At 57.9% G+C, this 18270-nt stretch carries 19 protein-coding genes and 1 pseudogene; 6 read left to right on the forward strand and 14 right to left on the reverse strand.

Going from position 1 to position 18270, the window contains the following annotated elements:
- Positions 1 to 133 precede the first annotated feature (133 nt).
- The gene (locus CU100_RS10255; protein ID WP_106716487.1) at positions 134 to 2347 is read left to right on the forward strand and encodes an adenylate/guanylate cyclase domain-containing protein; all 2214 of its coding nucleotides are present in this window, start codon (positions 134 to 136) and stop codon (positions 2345 to 2347) included.
- 17 nt (positions 2348 to 2364) lie between these two features.
- Here the strand turns inward: CU100_RS10255 and CU100_RS10260 are convergent, their stop codons facing one another.
- From CU100_RS10260 to CU100_RS10280, 5 genes are all read right to left on the reverse strand, one after another.
- Positions 2365 to 2889: a YHS domain-containing (seleno)protein gene (locus tag CU100_RS10260; RefSeq protein ID WP_407070318.1), complete on the reverse strand. Its 525-nt coding sequence runs from the start codon at positions 2887 to 2889 to the stop codon at positions 2365 to 2367.
- Positions 2890 to 2930: 41 nt separating this feature from the next.
- Positions 2931 to 3488: an ankyrin repeat domain-containing protein gene (locus CU100_RS10265; RefSeq protein ID WP_106716488.1), complete on the reverse strand. Its 558-nt coding sequence runs from the start codon at positions 3486 to 3488 to the stop codon at positions 2931 to 2933.
- A 220-nt stretch (positions 3489 to 3708) separates the two neighbouring features.
- Entirely contained in the window at positions 3709 to 5652 is a 1944-nt protein-coding gene (locus tag CU100_RS10270) for an elongation factor G (protein WP_106716489.1), read from the reverse strand.
- Between the two features lie 125 nt (positions 5653 to 5777).
- On the reverse strand, positions 5778 to 7061 hold the full coding sequence (locus CU100_RS10275; protein WP_106716490.1) for a CynX/NimT family MFS transporter: 1284 nt from the start codon (positions 7059 to 7061) through the stop codon (positions 5778 to 5780).
- Complete coding sequence (locus tag CU100_RS10280; protein WP_106716491.1) at positions 7058 to 7735, reverse strand: FadR/GntR family transcriptional regulator; 678 nt, start codon at positions 7733 to 7735, stop codon at positions 7058 to 7060. Before CU100_RS10280 ends, CU100_RS10275 begins: the two co-directional genes overlap by 4 nt.
- A 308-nt stretch (positions 7736 to 8043) precedes the next feature.
- On the opposite strand from CU100_RS10280, the gene gatB reads away from it, so the two are divergent.
- The 5 genes and pseudogenes from gatB to CU100_RS10305 form a co-directional block, all read left to right on the forward strand.
- Positions 8044 to 9546, forward strand: coding sequence for an Asp-tRNA(Asn)/Glu-tRNA(Gln) amidotransferase subunit GatB (gene gatB / locus CU100_RS10285; RefSeq protein ID WP_106716492.1), 1503 nt, complete (start codon positions 8044 to 8046; stop codon positions 9544 to 9546).
- A complete protein-coding gene (locus tag CU100_RS10290; protein WP_106716493.1) occupies positions 9547 to 10053 on the forward strand; it encodes a GNAT family N-acetyltransferase in 507 nt (168 codons plus the stop codon).
- A complete protein-coding gene (locus CU100_RS10295; RefSeq protein ID WP_106716494.1) occupies positions 10050 to 10532 on the forward strand; it encodes a GNAT family N-acetyltransferase in 483 nt (160 codons plus the stop codon). Before CU100_RS10290 ends, CU100_RS10295 begins: the two co-directional genes overlap by 4 nt.
- Positions 10533 to 10747: 215 nt before the next feature.
- Positions 10748 to 11146, forward strand: coding sequence for an NADH:ubiquinone oxidoreductase subunit NDUFA12 (locus CU100_RS10300; protein WP_106716495.1), 399 nt, complete (start codon positions 10748 to 10750; stop codon positions 11144 to 11146).
- A gap of 164 nt (positions 11147 to 11310) precedes the next feature.
- Positions 11311 to 11670, forward strand: a pseudogene (locus CU100_RS10305) (DUF2155 domain-containing protein); the annotation flags it as partial.
- Here the strand turns inward: CU100_RS10305 and CU100_RS10310 are convergent.
- From CU100_RS10310 to CU100_RS10350, 9 genes are all read right to left on the reverse strand, one after another.
- Entirely contained in the window at positions 11667 to 11987 is a 321-nt protein-coding gene (locus tag CU100_RS10310; protein WP_106716497.1) for a type II toxin-antitoxin system YafQ family toxin, read from the reverse strand. The pseudogene CU100_RS10305 and the gene CU100_RS10310 sit on opposite strands and share 4 nt — an antisense overlap.
- Positions 11956 to 12237, reverse strand: coding sequence for a type II toxin-antitoxin system RelB/DinJ family antitoxin (locus CU100_RS10315; protein WP_106716498.1), 282 nt, complete (start codon positions 12235 to 12237; stop codon positions 11956 to 11958). Before CU100_RS10315 ends, CU100_RS10310 begins: the two co-directional genes overlap by 32 nt.
- A 69-nt stretch (positions 12238 to 12306) precedes the next feature.
- The gene (locus tag CU100_RS10320) at positions 12307 to 12720 is read right to left on the reverse strand and encodes a VOC family protein (protein WP_106716499.1); all 414 of its coding nucleotides are present in this window, start codon (positions 12718 to 12720) and stop codon (positions 12307 to 12309) included.
- A gap of 121 nt (positions 12721 to 12841) precedes the next feature.
- Complete coding sequence (aat, locus tag CU100_RS10325) at positions 12842 to 13456, reverse strand: leucyl/phenylalanyl-tRNA--protein transferase (protein ID WP_106716500.1); 615 nt, start codon at positions 13454 to 13456, stop codon at positions 12842 to 12844.
- A gap of 3 nt (positions 13457 to 13459) precedes the next feature.
- Entirely contained in the window at positions 13460 to 14821 is a 1362-nt protein-coding gene (gene accC / locus CU100_RS10330; protein ID WP_106717213.1) for an acetyl-CoA carboxylase biotin carboxylase subunit, read from the reverse strand.
- Between the two features lie 10 nt (positions 14822 to 14831).
- Complete coding sequence (accB, locus tag CU100_RS10335; RefSeq protein ID WP_106716501.1) at positions 14832 to 15302, reverse strand: acetyl-CoA carboxylase biotin carboxyl carrier protein; 471 nt, start codon at positions 15300 to 15302, stop codon at positions 14832 to 14834.
- A 36-nt stretch (positions 15303 to 15338) separates the two neighbouring features.
- Complete coding sequence (gene aroQ, locus CU100_RS10340; protein ID WP_106716502.1) at positions 15339 to 15782, reverse strand: type II 3-dehydroquinate dehydratase; 444 nt, start codon at positions 15780 to 15782, stop codon at positions 15339 to 15341.
- A 125-nt stretch (positions 15783 to 15907) separates the two neighbouring features.
- Positions 15908 to 16705 (reverse strand): DsbA family protein, encoded by a 798-nt coding sequence (locus CU100_RS10345; protein WP_106716503.1) that lies wholly within the window; start codon positions 16703 to 16705, stop codon positions 15908 to 15910.
- Positions 16706 to 16751: 46 nt separating this feature from the next.
- Positions 16752 to 18152 (reverse strand): M48 family metalloprotease, encoded by a 1401-nt coding sequence (locus CU100_RS10350; RefSeq protein ID WP_106717214.1) that lies wholly within the window; start codon positions 18150 to 18152, stop codon positions 16752 to 16754.
- Positions 18153 to 18270: the final 118 nt, after the last annotated feature.

Consider the following 18270-nt stretch of genomic DNA (forward strand, 5'->3'; position numbering starts at 1 on the left):
TTCTATTGGTGCGATGGTATCGCCGATTGACCTGCTGTAAGGTATAGCGGGAGCAATCGCACTCCTGTTTTACGCAGTTCCGGGGGGAAGCCGCTGCACAGTTTTCCCTGGAATTCCTCTCAGGGGACCGGGCATGGAGCGCCGTCTTGCAGCTGTCTTTATCGCTGATGTCGTCGGGTACAGCCGTTTGAGCCAGACCGACGAGGAGGGAACGCGTGTCCGGTTTCAGGCTGATCTGAGGGAAATCTTCGAGCCGAAGATTGCAGAGCATCAAGGGCGGCTGGTCAAGACCATGGGTGATGGCCTGCTGGTCGAGTTTCACAGCGTGGTCGCTGCCCTGCGGTGTGCCGTCGAGGTGCAGCGGGAAAAAGCCGAGCGCAATGCGGCAGCTCCATCGGAAGAGCGCCTGGTCTTTCGCATCGGCGTCAATCTCGGCGATATTATCGTAGAGGACAGCGATATCCAGGGCGATGGTGTCAACATCGCCGAGAGAATCCAGACGCTGGCCGAGCCGGGTGGCATCGCGATATCGGGTACCACCTACGACCAGGTAAAATCGAAACTGCCCGTCGGGTATGTCTCGCTTGGCGAGCAAGGCGTCAAGAACATCACCGAGCCGATCCGCGTCTATCGCGTTGTTCTCGACCCTGCGGCGGCGGGAAAAACCGTTGGTGCACGCCGCAACATGCGCCGGTGGCGCGTACCTGCCCTTGCAGTCCTTGTGCTGGCATTGCTTGGGGCAGGGGTTCTATGGTGGAAACCAGCGTTGTTTTTTCAGCCGGCGTCACTCGTCGAGCGGTTTGCCTATCCGCTGCCGGACAAGCCGTCGGTCGCTGTCTTGCCCTTCATCAATGTCAGCGGCGATACGGGTCACGACCGCCTCGCCGAGGGCTTGACGGACGACCTCATCACCGAACTTTCGAAGGTCTCGGGCCTCTTCGTGATTGCGCGCCACTCGGTCTTCGCCATCAAGGGCACGGCGGGAAAAATTCAGGACGTGGCTGCCGAGCTGGGCGTCCATTATGTTCTCGAGGGAACCCTGCAGCGTGCGGACTCGCGCTTGCGCATCAATGTCAAATTGATCGATGCGCTAACCGGTCTTTCCCTATGGGCCGAGCGGTACGATCGCCAGTATGCCGATCTGTTCGCCGTGCAGGATGACGTTACCGGAAAGATCATCTCCGCTCTGGAAGTGAAGCTGAGCGAAGGCGAACGCGACCAGATCGCCCGCATACCGACCGACAACCTCGAAGCTTACGACTACTATCTCAGGGCCGAGCAGGAGGGATTTTATTATAGCGATGTAGACACTTACCGCCGAACTCTCTCCTATTACCAGAGGGCGATCGATCTCGATCCCGACTTTGCCAATGCTCATGCGGGGATTGCCCGCGTGGCCGTCGACGTGTGGCGGAATGACTATAATTATCTCTGGTCGGCGGCGGTGGCGCGGAAGATCGCCTATGACGCGGCGGGGCAGGCGCTGAAGATCGACCCCAATAATGCACGGGCGCATACGGTGCTGGCATTGTTGCAACTCGTGGACGGGCGCCAGAGCGAGGCTCGAAATTCTGCGAGCAGGGCGGTTGCAGCGCAGCCGAACGACGCGGAAATCGTCGGCAATCATGCCCTGATCCTTGCCCAGACCGGCAGCCATTCCGAGGCCAAGGCAGATATGGAGAAGGCGCTTCGGCTTGATCCAGCGCCGCCACCGACCCTTCAATTGCTTGCCGGCATTGTCTTTTACATTGCGCGTGACAGTGCGCGGGCAGTCCCGCTGATGGAGGCGGCGCGCGATGCGCTGCCCAAGGCGGAGCCGTCTCGCGAATATCTGGCTGCCGCCTATGTCGATCGCGGCGACCAGTCGCTCGCGTCGAGAGAGACGGGGAAATTGCTCGAGCTTTTTCCCGACAGCAACCTGACATATTACGGCTATCTCTATGATTATTGGCGGGAAGACGATCTTCGCCGTCATCTGGACGGATTGCGCAAGGCCGGCGTACCTGAATGGCCATTTGGTTTCTCCGGTGCGCCGGCGGATCAGGTCGGCGAGGCCGAGTTGACGACGATGGTCAACAACAAACTCTGGCGCGGCAAGCACAAGAACGGCACCGAGTTCGTGCAATATTTCGACACGGGCGGCAACACCGCCTACCGGAGCGCCAATACGAATATTACCGGGCTCGTCGAAGTTCGCGGCAACCGGCTATGCGAACGTTTTGGCGGTTATTTTCTGGACCGGATGGTCTGCGGTTATGTCTATCGCAACACTCAGCCCGACCACCAGGACGCCGAATATATCCATGTCACCCCGCGCGCCCTGATGTATTTCTCCATCGCGCCATGAAGGACGTGCTAGTACCGTCAGTTCGGAGGTGTTTTCTGCCAGTCTGTCTGCAGCTTCTCCGCTACGAGCGTGTCTTCCACCTTGGACCAATGCTTGCGCGAGTCTGTGAGCTTCGTCGGGGTTTTCTCAAAGCCATCGGCGGCGCCCGGATCGTAACTTATGTATAGTTTGCCTTCAATGATGCGCCATGCCTTTGGATCGACATTGGTCGTGACCGTGCCGAGTGAAACTCCGTCTGCACAATAGCCACCATATTGGGGTGCATATTTAGCCGGGTCCTTCATGAACAGATCACGATTTTCCGCGCTGGAAAAATGCCAGGTCGCACCGAGCCAGCGATGGGAGTACCTGTCGGATCCCTGTACCGCCTGATTCTGGGTAAAATAGGCGACCGGATCGTAGCCCTTGATGGCAACGTCGCCGAAATAGCCTGTATTGACGAATTCTCCAGCTGAAGCGGGCTGCACGAACGAGAATAGAATTGCGGCCGCAGCCATGGATGCAGCCATGCGAAGATTGCGTTTCAAACGCCGTTTAAACATTTCAGTTTCTCCCTAGTCTCAAGGATGTGGCCGGTGACCGTCTATTTTCGCTTGGTGCACTCGGTATAGAGCCATTGGCCGACCAGATCGGCCTTCTGACATTCAGCACCCGCCTTCATCAGCACGGCAGCCGCATCCCAATGTTCCCGCCACCCGGCCTGTGTGAGCGGCGTATAACCGTTGCGTTCCTTCGGCTCGACTTCAGCCTTGTTGGCGAGCAGAAGCGTGACCACCTCCGCATGTCCCTCTTCCGCCGCGGCGTGGAGGGGCGTCATGCGGTAGAAGTTCTTTTCATCATTGACCGGGGCACCCTTGGCCACGAGCAGTTCGACGACGTCGATATTGCCGCCATAGGCCGCAGCATGTAGTGCGGTCAGACCGCCCTTGTTGCGGATCTCGATGTTCGAGCCCCTTTCGAGCAGAAGAGCAACCACTTCCCGGTGCCCGGCGAGCGAGGCAATGAGCAGTGCCGGCTCACCGGCCTCGTCCGGATGCGCTATGCCTGCGCCCTGATCAAGCAATTGCCTGGCGGCAGCAGCATCTCCGGTTTTGGCGGCATCGTGCAGCGGTCCGGCAAGTGCGGATGATACCGCCAGCATTCCTCCAAAAAACGCGACGCAGAATGAGTTCACGAAACGTCCCCCCGTCCAATATTCACATGAACGCAACGCGGGAATGTATCATCTTTTGGCACAAACCGGAACCGACCCGTATTAACTAGGTCGCGAACTCAGAGATCCGCCTGAAAATGATATGGGGCGATCTTTTGGAATCCGGAGAGTTCCAGGCGTTGTTCCGTCAGCACGGCTCAGGTGTCCATCAGCTTGCGTAGGCGCTGATGATGGCGTCGGCCTCCTTGCCGTAAAGTTCCTCGAAATGGTCGAAACTCTTGGTGAACGTGCCTATGCCCTGCGTTGCGGAGCGCAGCGAGCGTGCCAGATCATCGAGTGCGTTACCCGGGACAAGCGCGCGGAAAATATCCCAACCCTTGGCTGTTTCGTCCCGGTCGAAGCCGAGAACCTGGCCCTTGAAGGACGAGACGATGGGTACCAGACTGCCGGAATATATGGAGGGGATGTGAATCTCGACCCGGAAGATCGGCTGCATCAGTACGGCCGAGGCCTGTGCGAGCGCATCCCGGACTCCCATCTTGCCGGCGGCCCGGAACGCGAATTCCGAGCTGTCGACCGCATGGTGCTGACCATCGGTAAGCGTCACGCCAATATCAATGACGCGAAGACCGAGCGGACCCTTCTCCATCGCCTCACGCGCTCCCGCTTCGACAGCAGGTATGAAGTTGCGCGGGACAGCGCCACCTTTGACCGTCTCCGCGAAGCTGAAGCCTTCACCGCGCCCATTCGGATGAACGCTGAGCTTCACGTCCGCGAATTGCCCCGCCCCACCGGTCTGCTTGCGGTGACGGTAGTGAACATCGGACGATTTCGAAATGGTCTCGCGATAAACGGGGCTCGGCGGCTTGTCGGTGACATTGACGTGGAAGACGTCTGCCAGGGTTCTGCACAGATCGCGCAGATGTACCGGCCCCTGGACGCAGATCAATTGCGCGCCCGTGCCTTCTTCCTGCATCACCTTGAGACCGCGGTCGGTTTCGGCGAGCTTGGCCAGTGTCTCGGAAAGCTTGGTTTCATCGCGTTCGCTGTCCGGCACAAGTATCCGTTCCAGCATGGGTGTTGGCGGCGCCGTCCATTCGGGCGGCGCCACAGTGGCATCTGCCGATAGAAGCGCAGGAACGGTGAGGTGGTCGGATTTGACCGTTGCGAAAACGTCGCCGGGGACGGTCGCCGTCGCGACGGGCTTGCCGGTCCCGGCATCCTGGACAGGACCCAGGCGCCCGCCGGCCAGCAACGATCCCTGCTTGAGCCCGTCGCCAAGCGCCCGCACGAGCACCGTCTTGCCGACGTTCTGGCGGTGATAGGCGTGAAAACTGACGCCAAGCAGTGCCGTTTCCTTCACGTTGGCCGCTGCCGCCAGACGACGGCGAAGAATATCGTGCTGCGGCGCTTCGTGGCGCAGCGCCTTCATCAGGCGCATCATGCCATTGCTGTGGCTCGCCGCACCCACGAGCACAGGAATGATGCGGTTTTCCCTGAGGACGCGCGACGAGATGGCATAGATGGCGTCGCTCGCCGGTTCGCGATCTTCGATCAGTTCCTCCAGCAGCCAATCGTCAAACTCCGAGAGATGTTCGAGAAGCTCGGTGCGTGCCTCGTGTTCGCGTTCGACGATGGTTTCGGGGATCTCGATCAGGGCGGAGGTCTGCCCCTCGCGATAGCGCCAGGCGCGTTCGGAGATCAGGTCGCAGCTGCCAACGACTTTATCGCCGTCGCGGATGGGAATCTGCCGGAGAAGCAGGGTGTGGCTGGCGAAATCCTGCAAGGAAGCTATGACGTCCCTCAAGCGTCCTCGTGGCTCATCCATCCGGTTGACGAAAAGGATACATGGCGTGCCCGAAGCTTCGATGACGCGCAGGTAGGGAGCCGCAAGGACAGCTTCCTCAGGATTGGGTGAAACGCACAAGATGCAGGCATCGCTCGCCAGAAGTGCGTGCTGGGCGTGGGCGAGAGCCTCGCCCGAGCCTGGCGCATCCAGCGCGCACCAGGTCTCCTTGCCAAACTCGAATTCGGTCAGGCCCAATCCGTACGGAGAAGTGGATTTCCTCGATGCACCCTCCAGTGCGGCCAGCTTTTCCACGAGCGTGGATTTCCCGGCCTGCGAGGGACCGAGTACCGTAAAGCAGCGCATGGCGTTCCTCCCTGCCACGAACATAATCTTCACGATCAGGATGCCCCAGACTGATGCAAAGCGCTAGGGTCTGTTGACGCTCACGCGCCGAGGGACTGCAAAAGATGCGCCAGTCTTGCGAGCGACTAGGGGAGTTCGGTAGTTTTTGCGCCTACGTGGACGGATCGACCTGCGCCCCAGCCGAATATGGCGGCTCCAGCCCCTAGCGCGAGGAACAACGCGGCGGTGGCGGCGAAGCTGCCGGTCAGACTATGGACCAGACCGACGAGCAGAGGTCCTGTCGCGGCAAGGATATAGCCGATACATTGCGCCATGCCGGAAAGATGCGAGGCGACATGAGCGTTCGGCGATCGCAACACGATGATTGTCATGGCGATTGCAATCAGACCACCCTGGCCGAGCCCCTGAATAATGGCCCAGAGCCAGACTGTGGAAATGGGTGCAAACAGGAAGCCCAGCAAGCCGATGACCGCCAGCGCAACGAGCCCAACATTGAGAAATTGCTGGTTCCTGCAGCGCACCGCGATAGAAGGCACGAGCAGGCAGGCGAAAACCTGGGCCATGACTGACACCGAAACGACGACGCCCGCCGTGACGCCATCGAGACCGCGCTCGCGCAGGATTGGCGACAGCCAGCCGAAGACGCAATAGGCCAGCGAAGATTGCAGGCCCATGAACAGGGTGACCTGCCAGGCAAGACGGTCGCGCCAAAGACCCTCGACCCGGAAACCGGCATGTTTGGTGCGGACCTTTCTGAAGAACGCGTGTGGAAACCATATGAGCGCGACGAGGAGGGCAGGCAGTGCCCAAGCGCCCAGTGCGAGAGACCAGGAATCGCCAAGCGCGTGCTTCAGGGGGACAGTCAGACCGGCCGCACTGGCTGCCCCGGCACACAGCGCCATCGTATAGAGGCCGGTCATCATGCCGGTTCTCGAGGCGAAGTCGCGCTTTACAAGACCAGGAAGCAGAACATTGCCGACCGCGATACACGCGCCCGCGAGTGCGGTTCCGGCGAACAGCAGGGCAAGGGAACCGAAACCGCGCAACGCGGTGCCGAAGGCGAGCAGCACCAGGACTGCGAGCAGAGTACGCTCGGCTCCGATTCGCTGCGCCAGCTTCGGCGCGAGTGGAGCGAACAGCCCGAGGCAGACAACGGGCAGCGTGGTCAGAACCCCGGCGCCGAGCGACGATAGCCCTGTCTGTTCGATGATCTCCGGCAAAATTGCGGAAGCGCTGGAAAAGACAGGGCGAAGATTGAAGGCAATGAGAACAAGGCTCAGCCCCGTAACAATCTGTGCGGCGCGGCTGGCGAAAACCGGCGGGCGCGGTTCGGGGACGCTGTCGGCTTCGGCATTTATCAGCTGATCGCCAATGAAGTCGTTCACAGGAGGAGACGAATGCTTGTTCATGATGCCAACAGCCGATCGAGTTCCAGGAGAATGGGAGCCATGAATGCCCTTGTGGTGAAGGTTGCCCTCTCCGGATCGCCGGATGCGATGGCATCGATGATGGCGGCATGGGCAGCCATATCGGGTTCGGGAAGCTCGCCGGTAACAGTCGCCTTGATGACTTCCTGTGTTGAGGCCGAGAAGAACTCATATACTTCCATGAGGGCGTTGTTCTTGGATGCCGCGACCACTGCCTTGTGAAATGCCAGGTCCTGGCGAACATAGCGGTCGTGCTCTGCCGGAATGTATTCGCCGCGATCCGCAAGCATGTGGCGAAGTTCTGATATGACCTCCGGCGTATGGCGCGTTGCGGCGAGGCGGGCTGCCTCTACCTCGAGCGCACAGCGGGTCTCGACCTGATCGCGCAGACCAGTCCGCCTTATTCGCAACAGCCTGTCTTCCGCGTCTATCACCGAGCGGACATAGGTGCCCGAGCCTTGCCTTGTCTCCAGAATGCCTTGGGAAACGAGGACCCGGACGGCTTCCCGCACAGTGCCGCGGCTGACGCCCAGCATTTCGGCGAGCGTCGCTTCGTTGGGAACGCGCTCCCCGACCTGCCAGCGATTGGCGCCGATCTCGGCCCGAATATTCTGGATGGCGGTATCCGCGAGATTTGTGCGGGCGGCCGGCTGCATGTGGAACTCCTCAAGTCATCTGATGACTTAATGAATAGGAAACCTGCGCAGGTGTCAACGGAACCCGGCTGCAAACCAGTTGGTGTTGGAGAAACACTTGCCTCATAAGGCCATTTGCACTAGCCAGTACCTGAGACTTTTTGCAAATTCATCCTGATGGACATCTGATGCGATTTTTCGCGCTACCGGTATTCAGAGACCACAATGTTCACTGCGCCCCGGTTTTCGCAAACAGTATCAGTCGTCCATCCGGCTGAATTTTCGACAACTCTCGAAGACAATATTTTAGCCAGGAATTACACACCAGCATGACTCTCGTCGACACGCGTACGCCAGAACCAAAGCGTTTTATTTCAGGTGCCACAGGCGATTGGGAGATCGTGGTCGGCATGGAAGTTCATGCTCAGGTCACGTCCAATTCGAAATTGTTCTCCGGAGCATCAACGACCTTCGGTGCCGAGCCCAACGAGAATGTATCGCTGGTCGATGCCGCGATGCCGGGCATGTTGCCGGTGATCAACGAGTGGTGCGTGCGCCAGGCGATCCGCACGGGGCTCGGCCTCAAAGCACAAATCAACCTGAAATCGATATTCGACCGCAAGAACTATTTTTACCCGGACCTGCCACAGGGCTATCAGATTTCGCAGTTCAAGCAGCCGATCGTCGGCGAAGGCAAGATGATCATTTCGGTCGGCCCGGACAAGAAGGGGGAGTTCGAGGATATCGAGATCGGCATCGAGCGACTGCACCTCGAACAGGATGCCGGCAAGTCCTTGCATGACCAGAATCCCACAATGTCCTATGTCGACCTGAACCGGTCCGGCGTGGCGCTGATGGAAATCGTATCGAAGCCCGACATGCGCTCTTCCGACGAGGCGAAGGCATACTTGACCAAGCTGCGGACAATCGTGCGTTATCTCGGCACCTGCGACGGCAACATGGATGAGGGATCGATGCGTGCCGACGTCAACGTTTCAGTGCGCAAGCCAGGTGGCGAATTCGGCACGCGCTGCGAGATCAAGAACGTCAACTCGATCCGCTTTGTCGGACAGGCCATCGAATATGAGGCGCGCCGCCAGATCGCCATTCTCGAGGATGGCGGCTCCATCGATCAGGAGACGCGTCTGTTCGATCCGGTAAAGGGCGAGACACGTTCCATGCGCTCCAAGGAGGAAGCGCACGACTATCGCTATTTTCCCGATCCGGACTTGCTGCCCCTGGAATTCGAGCAAGCCTATGTCGATGAACTAAAGGCCGACCTGCCGGAATTGCCGGACGACAAGAAGCTGCGTCTTGTCTCTATGCTGGGCCTGTCTGTCTATGACGCTTCCATTCTGGTCACGGAAAAGGCGATTGCCGATTATTACGAGGCCGTTGCAAAGGGTCGTGACGGCAAGCTTTCAGCCAACTGGGTGATCAATGATCTGCTCGGCGCCTTGAACAAGGCTGGCAAGGGCATCGAGGAATCGCCAGTTTCGCCGGAACAGCTCGGCGCCGTGATCGACCTGATCAAGGAGGGCACGATTTCCGGCAAGATAGCCAAGGATTTGTTTGAAATAGTCTGGAGCGAAGGTGGCGATCCGCGTGAACTGGTCGAGAGCCGCGGCATGAAGCAGGTCACCGACACCGGGGCGATCGAAAAAGCAATCGACGACGTCATCGCCGCGAACCCTGACAAGGTGGAGCAGGCAAAGGCCAAGCCAAGCCTTGCGGGCTGGTTCGTGGGACAGGTCATGAAATCGACGGGTGGCAAAGCCAACCCACAGGTTCTCAGCGATATGGTCAAATCCAAACTGGGGATCACCGAGTAGATGTGGATCCGAAGCGCTACGAAGGAAGATCTGGAGGCCGTTCACGAGCTGCTCGTCCATACCTGGCACGCGACGTTCGACGACATCTATGGTGTCGAGAAGGTCAACGCGGTCACCAGCTCGTCGCATTCAATTGACGCATTGAAGAAACAACTCGCCAAGCCCTACTCGGAATTCATCCTAGCCGATGATGGCGCCGACATTCTGGGCATGGCATATGCCTCGCAGAAGGATCACAAGCTTTCTGTTTTGAATCAACTCTATGTTCATCCGGAGCACCAGGCGAAGGGCGTCGGTTCACTGTTGCTCGCCGAGGTGGAAAGTGCATTTCCCGGCGTCTACGCGTTGCAATTGGAAGTCATCGAGCAGAATCAAAATGCAGTGCGCTTTTACGAGAGCAGAGGATATGAGCGCGTAAAGGTTATCGAGGGTTGCGGCGCCATGCTGCCCGGTGTTCCTGTGCTGGTCCTGGAGAAATCGCTTTCCGGATACGAGTTGGCGCCGTGACAGCAATAATTGATGTGTTCTTCCGGCAGGCCACGATCGAAGACCTGCCGGCGCTAATCTCGTTGTTTGCGGATGATGCCATAGGCGGCCACGGCGATACTGTCGATTTGTCGGCGAGACCACTCTACGAACATGCTTTCGCAGCAATAGAAGCCAGTCCAAATGATTTGCTTTTTGTTGGCGTGGCCGGAACCGAAGTCGTCGCGACAGCGCAGGTAACCTTCATTACATCCCTCACAGGGCGAGGCAGGAAGCGCATGGTCATCGAAGCGGTGCAGGCGCGAGCCGACATGCGCGGCAAGGGGATCGGCGCGAAGCTGATCCAGCATTGCCTTGACATCGGTCGCGAGCATGGCGCCGCGATCGTGCAATTGACATCGAACAACAAACGCCCGGATGCACATCGATTTTACGAGAGGCTGGGTTTTGAACCAACGCATAGGGGCTTTAAATTGAGGCTGGCTCCAGCGGCAACTTGACCCTTGCCATCAGCCGACGATACGGCCATAAACCGACGAGTTGCCATTGAGACTGTTGGAAAAGTCTTCTGCGGCGGGTATCTGACGCGGTTTCTGCGCTTCCGGGGCTCACGTGCTTGATGTACGCTGCGTACCGGTACTCGAGGACCACGCAAATGTCTCCCTACAGCGACTTTCCAAGCACCCTCAAGGGGTATGGACAAAGCAGGATTGCTATGAAGACCTTCATGACTCAGTTTTTCACGTGGTGGAACGGACCGACACTCGGTACGCGCTTCTTCACATGGCGCAAGGGCACGAAAGTTGGCGAAGACCAATTCGGCAACATCTACTACGAAGGCACGTTCGATTCTGAAGGGCGCAAGCGCCGCTGGGTAGTTTACAAAGGCTACGCCGAAGCTTCAGCCATTCCTCCCGGTTGGCACGGCTGGATACACCACAGGGTGGAGAAAGCCCCTTCGCAGGAAAGCTACGAACCACATTCCTGGGAAAAGAATCACCAGCCCAACCTTACCGGTTCTGCCGCTGCCTACCGGCCCCAGGGCTCGATTGCCCGTGGCGACAGCCGCCCGACCGTCACTGGCGATTATGACGCGTGGACACCGGGCTCCTAGCCCGGTCTTCTTCTGCCACATTTGCTCTTTATCGACGGCAGGAATCCTCTTGTGCGCTCGCTGAACCCGGAAGTGACATGATCAGCCAGATATTTCGCTCTTTTGCCGTTTGGCTGATAATCGTTGGCTCATGCGGTGCCGTATCCGGCGCGTCGGCCCAGTCGTCCGAAAAGATCTCAAATCCTATCGCGGTGTTCTCGGGTCTCGACAAGATTACCGGACGCATCACCACGTTCGACGTCTACATCAATGAGACCGTCCAGTTCGGTGCGCTGCAACTGACGCCGCACGTCTGCTATACCCGCCCCGATACGGAAACACCGAAGACAGATACGTTCGTCGAAGTTGACGAGATCACTCTCGATCGGAAAATCCGCAAGATTTTCTCCGGCTGGATGTTCGCTGACAGCCCGGGCCTCAACGCGGTCGAGCACCCCGTCTATGACGTGTGGTTGAAGACGTGCAAGCAGAAGTCGGATGTTCCTGCTCCGGATTCCGCCCAGACTGGCGGAACCCAAAATTAATCGAACAGTTCGGCATGTGTCCCAGCGCGAACGAGCGTGATAGAAGTTGCTTCAATTTGATATATCAGGAGGAAGTCGCCACCGATATGACATTCGCGATGGTCGGCCCAATCTCCATTTAGCGCATGATCAAGCCATTCAGGTGCCAATGGCTCATCATTGGCTAGTAACGTCAACATGGCTTCCTTCAAATGACGCATGTTGTAGCGGCCGGTGCGGGATAGCCGCTCCCAATCCTTGAGAAATCTTTTTGAATAATCAACAGTGCGCGGTAATCTCGTTTGTTTATTTTTGTCCAATTTCTTCGTCGAGAGCATCAAACAGTTCCTGTGCATTTACGAAACGATGCCGGCGGGACTTCATGATCTCGCGAGACTCTTCCATGGCGGCACGCGTTTCAGCATTAGGAACCTTGAGCTCGAAGGGCAGGGCACCGTCCTTGGCGACACGCGTGAGCGTAATTCGTACGACGTCTGACACTGTGAGGCCCATTTCGGCCAAAACAGCCGCCGCTTCTTCCTTCACGGCTTCATCAATACGTGCTCGAACAAATGCAGTGGCACCCATAGTCGTGCTCCTTTAGAATTCGCGATAGTGTAGCTCAATTGAGCTACACTATCAACGAGCGATCTTGGCCTACATCGGTTTGGGGCAGTTGATCATCCAGGGCGTGCCGTAGCGATCGACGAACATGGCGAAACGAGCCGCCCAGGATGTTTCTCCAATCGGCATCATGATGCTGGTCGCGCCTTCGGAGAGCTCGGCAAACACGCGCTCCGCTTCTTCCGGTGTATCGGTGTTGATGTTTACGCTAATGCCCTGTGCCTTCTGAAAGTAGGGTGGCGGTGCGTCGGATCCCATAAGGATAGTGTCTCCAACCTTCATGCTGATGTGCATGATGTTCTTGGCCAGCTCCGGCGCCGACATGTTGCCTTCCGGCATCTCGTCGTAGCGGACCATGAAGTCGATCTTCCCGCCCAGGACTCGCTCATAAACGTTGAAAGCTTCCTCACATTGACCGTCGAAGTTCAAATACGCGTTGAGTCTCACGATAGCTCTCCTTTGTTTTCAGGTTCCCGAATCAAGGACGAACGGAGATGCGTCCTTCCGACATTCATTCAAGAATATTCCGAATATGGACGGGGGCCAAGGCGGCTGGTGCAACGGAGCTTCAGAAGGCGGCCGGCTGCGCCAGCGCATTTTCAAGCATCTTCTGGTACTGGCGCCGGGGAACTTCAACCGCACCGAACTTTTCCAGGTGATTGGTTGTAAATTGGGTATCGAGCAGCGTGAAACGCTGTTCGATCAGGTGACCGACAAGATGGACGAGGCAGACTTTCGAGGCATCCCGTTCACGCGAGAACATGCTTTCGCCGAAAAATGCCGAGTTAAGTGCGATGCCATAAAGACCGCCAACGAGCCTTCCATCCTGCCAGGCTTCAACAGTATGGCAGTAGCCAAGATCGAACAACTTGCCGTAGGCTTCCCGGATCGGCGCATTTATCCATGTACGCGCGCGCTCGCCGCTGCCGCCGGCGCAGCCCGCTATGACGCCCGCGAAATCGGTATCGTAGCGAATGTCGAAGCGACCCTGCCGGACTTTCTTGCGCAAACTGCGCGAGACGTGAAAATTTTCGAGGGGAATGATGCCGCGTTTTTCCGGACGGACCCAGAAGATTTCCGGATTATCTGCCTCTTCGGCCATGGGAAAGACCCCGGTTGCATAGGCGCGCAGCAACAGTTCGGGGTCAATCTTGAATGCGTCTTGCGGGTTCTTACCCGTCATGCCCTATTCTTCTGCAGTGTCAGCTGCGTCACCGGCCAAATAATGTTCCAGCCAATGGATATCATAATCGCCATTGGCAATGTCAGGATTATTGATCAGATCCTGAAACAGGGGCAGCGTAGTTTTAATCCCGTCGACCACGAACTCGTCGAGCGCGCGACGCAACCGCATCATGCATTCAACGCGATTGCGGCCGTGAACGATGAGCTTGCCGATCAGGCTGTCATAGTATGGCGGGATCTTGTAGCCGGTATAAACGCCGGAATCCACACGAATGCCGAGGCCGCCTGGTGTGTGCCAATGGGTGATGGTGCCGGGCGAGGGCGTGAACGTCCGCGGGTCTTCCGCATTGATGCGGCACTCGATGGCATGTCCGGAGAAGCGAATATCGTCCTGCGTCACCGATAATCCGCCGCCCGAGGCGACGCGTATCTGCTCGTGCACCAGATCGATTCCAGTGATGGCTTCTGTCACCGGATGCTCCACCTGAAGACGGGTATTCATCTCGATGAAGTAGAACTCGCCGTTTTCGTAAAGGAACTCGATGGTGCCAGCGCCGCGATAACCCATGTCAGCCATGGCATTGGCGCAGATCATGCCGATACGCTCGCGCTCGTCGGAATTGAGTGCAGGCGAGTTGGCCTCTTCCCAGACCTTCTGATGGCGGCGCTGCAGCGAACAGTCGCGCTCCCCCAGATGGACCGCCTTGCCAAAGCCATCGCCCATGACCTGGACTTCGATATGGCGCGGCTGCTGCAAGTATTTCTCGATGTAGACTGCGTCGTCGCCAAAGGCCGCGCCAGCTTCGGTGCGCGCGGTCGAAAGGGCAATAGAGAGCTCGTCTTCGTTCATCGCCACCTTCATGCCACGGCCGCCGCCGCCGGCTGAAGCCTTGATGATGACCGGATAACCGATTTCCGCACAGATTCGCGCTGCTTCCTTGTCGTCTGTCACACCGCCTTCAGAACCTGGGACAACCGGAATGCCGAGACGCTTTGCAGTGCGCTTGGCTTCGATCTTGTCGCCCATGACACGGATGTGGGCCGCGGTGGGTCCGATAAAGGTAATGTTGTGGGCTTCGAGAATCTCGGCGAATTTGGCATTCTCCGACAGAAAGCCGTAGCCCGGGTGGATGGCATCGGCGCCAGTGATCTCGCAGGCGGCAACGATCTGATGAATGTTCAGATAGCTGTCGCGCGAGGGAGGCGGTCCGATGCAAACACTTTCATCAGCGAGCCGGACATGCATGGCATCAGCATCGGCGGTCGAGTGAACGGCAACCGTCTGGATGCCGAGCTCCTTGCAGGCGCGCAGCACGCGCAGGGCGATCTCGCCGCGATTGGCTATGAGTATTTTCTGAAACATCATACTCTCGCTACTCGATCACAACCAGGTTCTCACCATATTCGACGGGTTGGCTGTCTGTGACGAGAATGGCGGTAACGGTACCGGAACGGGGAGACGGTATCTGATTCATCGTCTTCATAGCTTCGATGATCAGAAGCGTCTGCCCTTCCTTGACCTGTGATCCGACCTCGATGAAGGCCCGGGCACCGGGTGCAGGGGAAAGATACACGGTTCCAACCATGGGCGAGGGAACGGCATTCTTCGACGGATCGGAGACAGCGGTCGCGACCGGATTGGCCGAGGGCGCCGGGGCAGGCGCTGAAGAAGCCGCAGGTGCCTGGGCGTAGACCGGTGCCGCAGCCTGCATCGTTATCTGCCGGGAGACGCGAATGCGAAGGTCGCCTTGCTCGATCTCGATGTCCGTTAGGTCCGTCTCGTTCAGGATTTCCGCGAGGTCGCGGATCATGACCTTGTCGATCCCGGTGGTTCTGTTAGCCATGCTTTTTCAAGCCCCTTATACCTTTGTGGCCGTCCGCTACTGCGACGCTGCCAGCTTGACGAGTGCGCGCAGGCCCATCACGTAGCCATCGACCCCGAAGCCACATATCACCCCTTTGGCTAAAGAGGAAACGTAGGAGTGATGGCGAAATGACTCGCGCGCGTGAATATTGGAAAGATGAACCTCCACCAGCGTAATTCCAGCGGCGCGGATGGCATCATGCAGGGCGATGGACGTGTGAGTGTAGGCGGCAGGGTTGATCAACACCGCTGCCTTTTGCTCGCCTGCCTCCTGAATCCAGCTGACCAGATCACCTTCGTGGTTGGACTGGTGAAACACGATGTCGACGCCCAGATTGTCGCCTTCGGCACGGCACAAGGCTTCTATGTCGCTCAACGTCGCCGCGCCATAGATCCCTGGCTCACGCTTACCAAGCATGTTCAGGTTGGGGCCATTGAGGATAAAGATCTGCTGTTTCATGATTTACCGGCGGGTTCGCGAAATCGTGGTCCCATATAGACGGCTTATCGGCAAGCGAAAACCCCGCAAAGCCCCGTTATTGCTTGTCCACAAACGGTTTTGCGGGGTAAAAGTAAATATTCAGACTATTTGTTGCGAATTTGACTTATCTTTTCAGCAAGGACATCCGCGCCCAGAGCACCTGGAATGACCTCGTTGCCCAGCACATAGGACGGGGTTCCGGTAATGCTCAGGCTATTGGCCAGTTCGAAATTTTCGTTGAAAGCCTTGGTGACTTCGGGAGATAGCATCTTCTCGCGAACCTGGGCTTCGTTTGCGCCGAGCTTGACGGCGACAGCCATCGCCGATGCTTCCGTTGCCCGCCCTTCGCCGCCCAGAAGATCACGGTGGAACTCCAGATACTTGTCTGGCATCAGAGCCTTGAATGCCTTTGCTACGATATGAGCCCGCGTTGAATCTGCGCCAAGGATAGGAAATTCCTTCATCACAAAGCGCAGGTTTGGATCGCTCTTCAAGAGAGCGTCCATGTCAGGCAGCGCTTTTTTGCAGTAGCCACAATTATAATCGTAGAACTCGACGATCGTGACATCGCCGGCGGGATTGCCGAAAACCGCATCCATCGGCGATTGAAATATCTTGTCCCGGTTCGCGCCAATGACTTCGGTAGACGCTTCCTTCTGCGCAGCTTCCTGCTTGGCATTGAGCGCCGTCTGGACTTCAATCATGATCTCGGGATTATTGATAAGGTAGCTCCGCACGATGCCTTCGACTTCCGCTTTGTTGGCCGCCGAAGCCGTGATGGCGGACGCGTCGGGCGCAGCGTCTGCGACGGTCACGCCAGACCGGCCCGCCTGGTAGCCGAGGGCAAGTGCGGCAACGCCTATGAGGCCGGCGACGGCACCGAGCAGCGCGACTTTTGTCATGATGGACTGTCCTTTTTCAATTCGGCTGCGCTATGAGCTATGGGCTTCACTTACGCTTTGCACTGATAATATCCTGAGCCTGTATCCACTCGGGCGTGCCGCTTTTCAAGCTGCGTTGCGCACGAATGGCGAAGATTTGCGCGTCTTGAATCTTGCCGGAATAGTATTTCTGTTCGGCGCTGGCGAGATCCGACCGGACCATGTCTCCCATTTGCGCATAGGCCTGCGCAAGATAGCCATAACCTGTCGGATATTCGCGGTCGCTGGCGATCCCGGCCTTGATCTCCTTGATGGATGCCTGGAGATTGGCGGGTGTTCCCGATAACATCAGCGCACGGCCATAACTCATGCGAATCAAACTGGATTTGCGTGAATCGAGCGCGTTTGCCTTCTGAAACGCTTTCGCTGCATCGCTTGCCTTGTTCTGCTTCAACAGAATCTCTCCCCTGATCTCCTGGAAATAGGGGTTCTTCGGTTGTTCCTTTATCAGTACGTCGATCTTGGAGAGTGCGGATTGAGAAGATCCGTTGAGATAGGTTGCGATAGCGTCGCCATAGCGCGCGCCAATATTGCGCGGATCTTTGCGGAAGGTCCGCAGCACGCTCGCGCCGCCTCCGGTATAGGCCGCGATCTTGCCGCGCATCAGGTCGTGACGCTGCTGCAAGGCGGGACTATCCGGCTTGTCGAAATAAGGGCTCGACCGGGCCAGGGTCTCGAGATTGGCAATGCGTTCCCGCGGCATCGGGTGGCTGATGCGATAGGGGTCGATGTTCGAACCTGAAAGCGCGAGAGCATTGGAGAAGCGCTCGAATGTCGTCAGCATGCCCTTTGCCGATTGTCCGGTGTTGGCAAGATAGGTAATGGCCGATCGGTCCGCTGCCATTTCCTCGGTGCGCTGATAGTTAAGGAGGTTTCGCATGGCAGCTTCGGGGCCGCCCATGGTAATCCCCATACCTGCCTTGGACAGCCCGCTTGCTCCGCCGGCGGCGCCACCGACGACCGCGCCCAGGCCAAGCAGGCTGGTCACGACTGCCAAAGTCTTGGCTGCAGCCAGTTGTTCACGCAGCTTGAACTCATGGCCTCCGGCGAGATGGCCCGTTTCATGCGCGAGGACACCAATGATCTCGTTAGGCGTTTCCGCCTGGAGCAGCGCACCCGTGTTGACGAAGATGCGCCTGCCGTCGACGAAGGCATTGAAACTTGAATTGTTGACGAGAACAATGCGGATAGCGTTGCGGGAAAGACCGGCGGTCTTGATGATCGGCGCCGCGTAATCGGTCACCAGAGCCTCGATTTCCGCGTCGCGCACGATAGGTACCGATGACGATTGGGCGCCAGCGACACTGACCGGCGCGATGCAGAGTGCGGCGGTGGTCATCGTAACGAGTGCACCGCGCGACAAGGCGACGAGAAAGCGTGGCAGGCTGAACGTTCGAACTGACATCATGGTCTCATTGGTAGCGAAATCGGCCATTGAAGGAAAGATGGCGGCCCCACCTTTCCGAATTCGTCAAAGCCAGACCATTCAGGCAAATGTGCGACATCTTCCGCGATAGTGCAAAACC

This window comes from Phyllobacterium endophyticum (assembly GCF_003010935.1).
Lineage (GTDB): Bacteria > Pseudomonadota > Alphaproteobacteria > Rhizobiales > Rhizobiaceae > Phyllobacterium > Phyllobacterium endophyticum.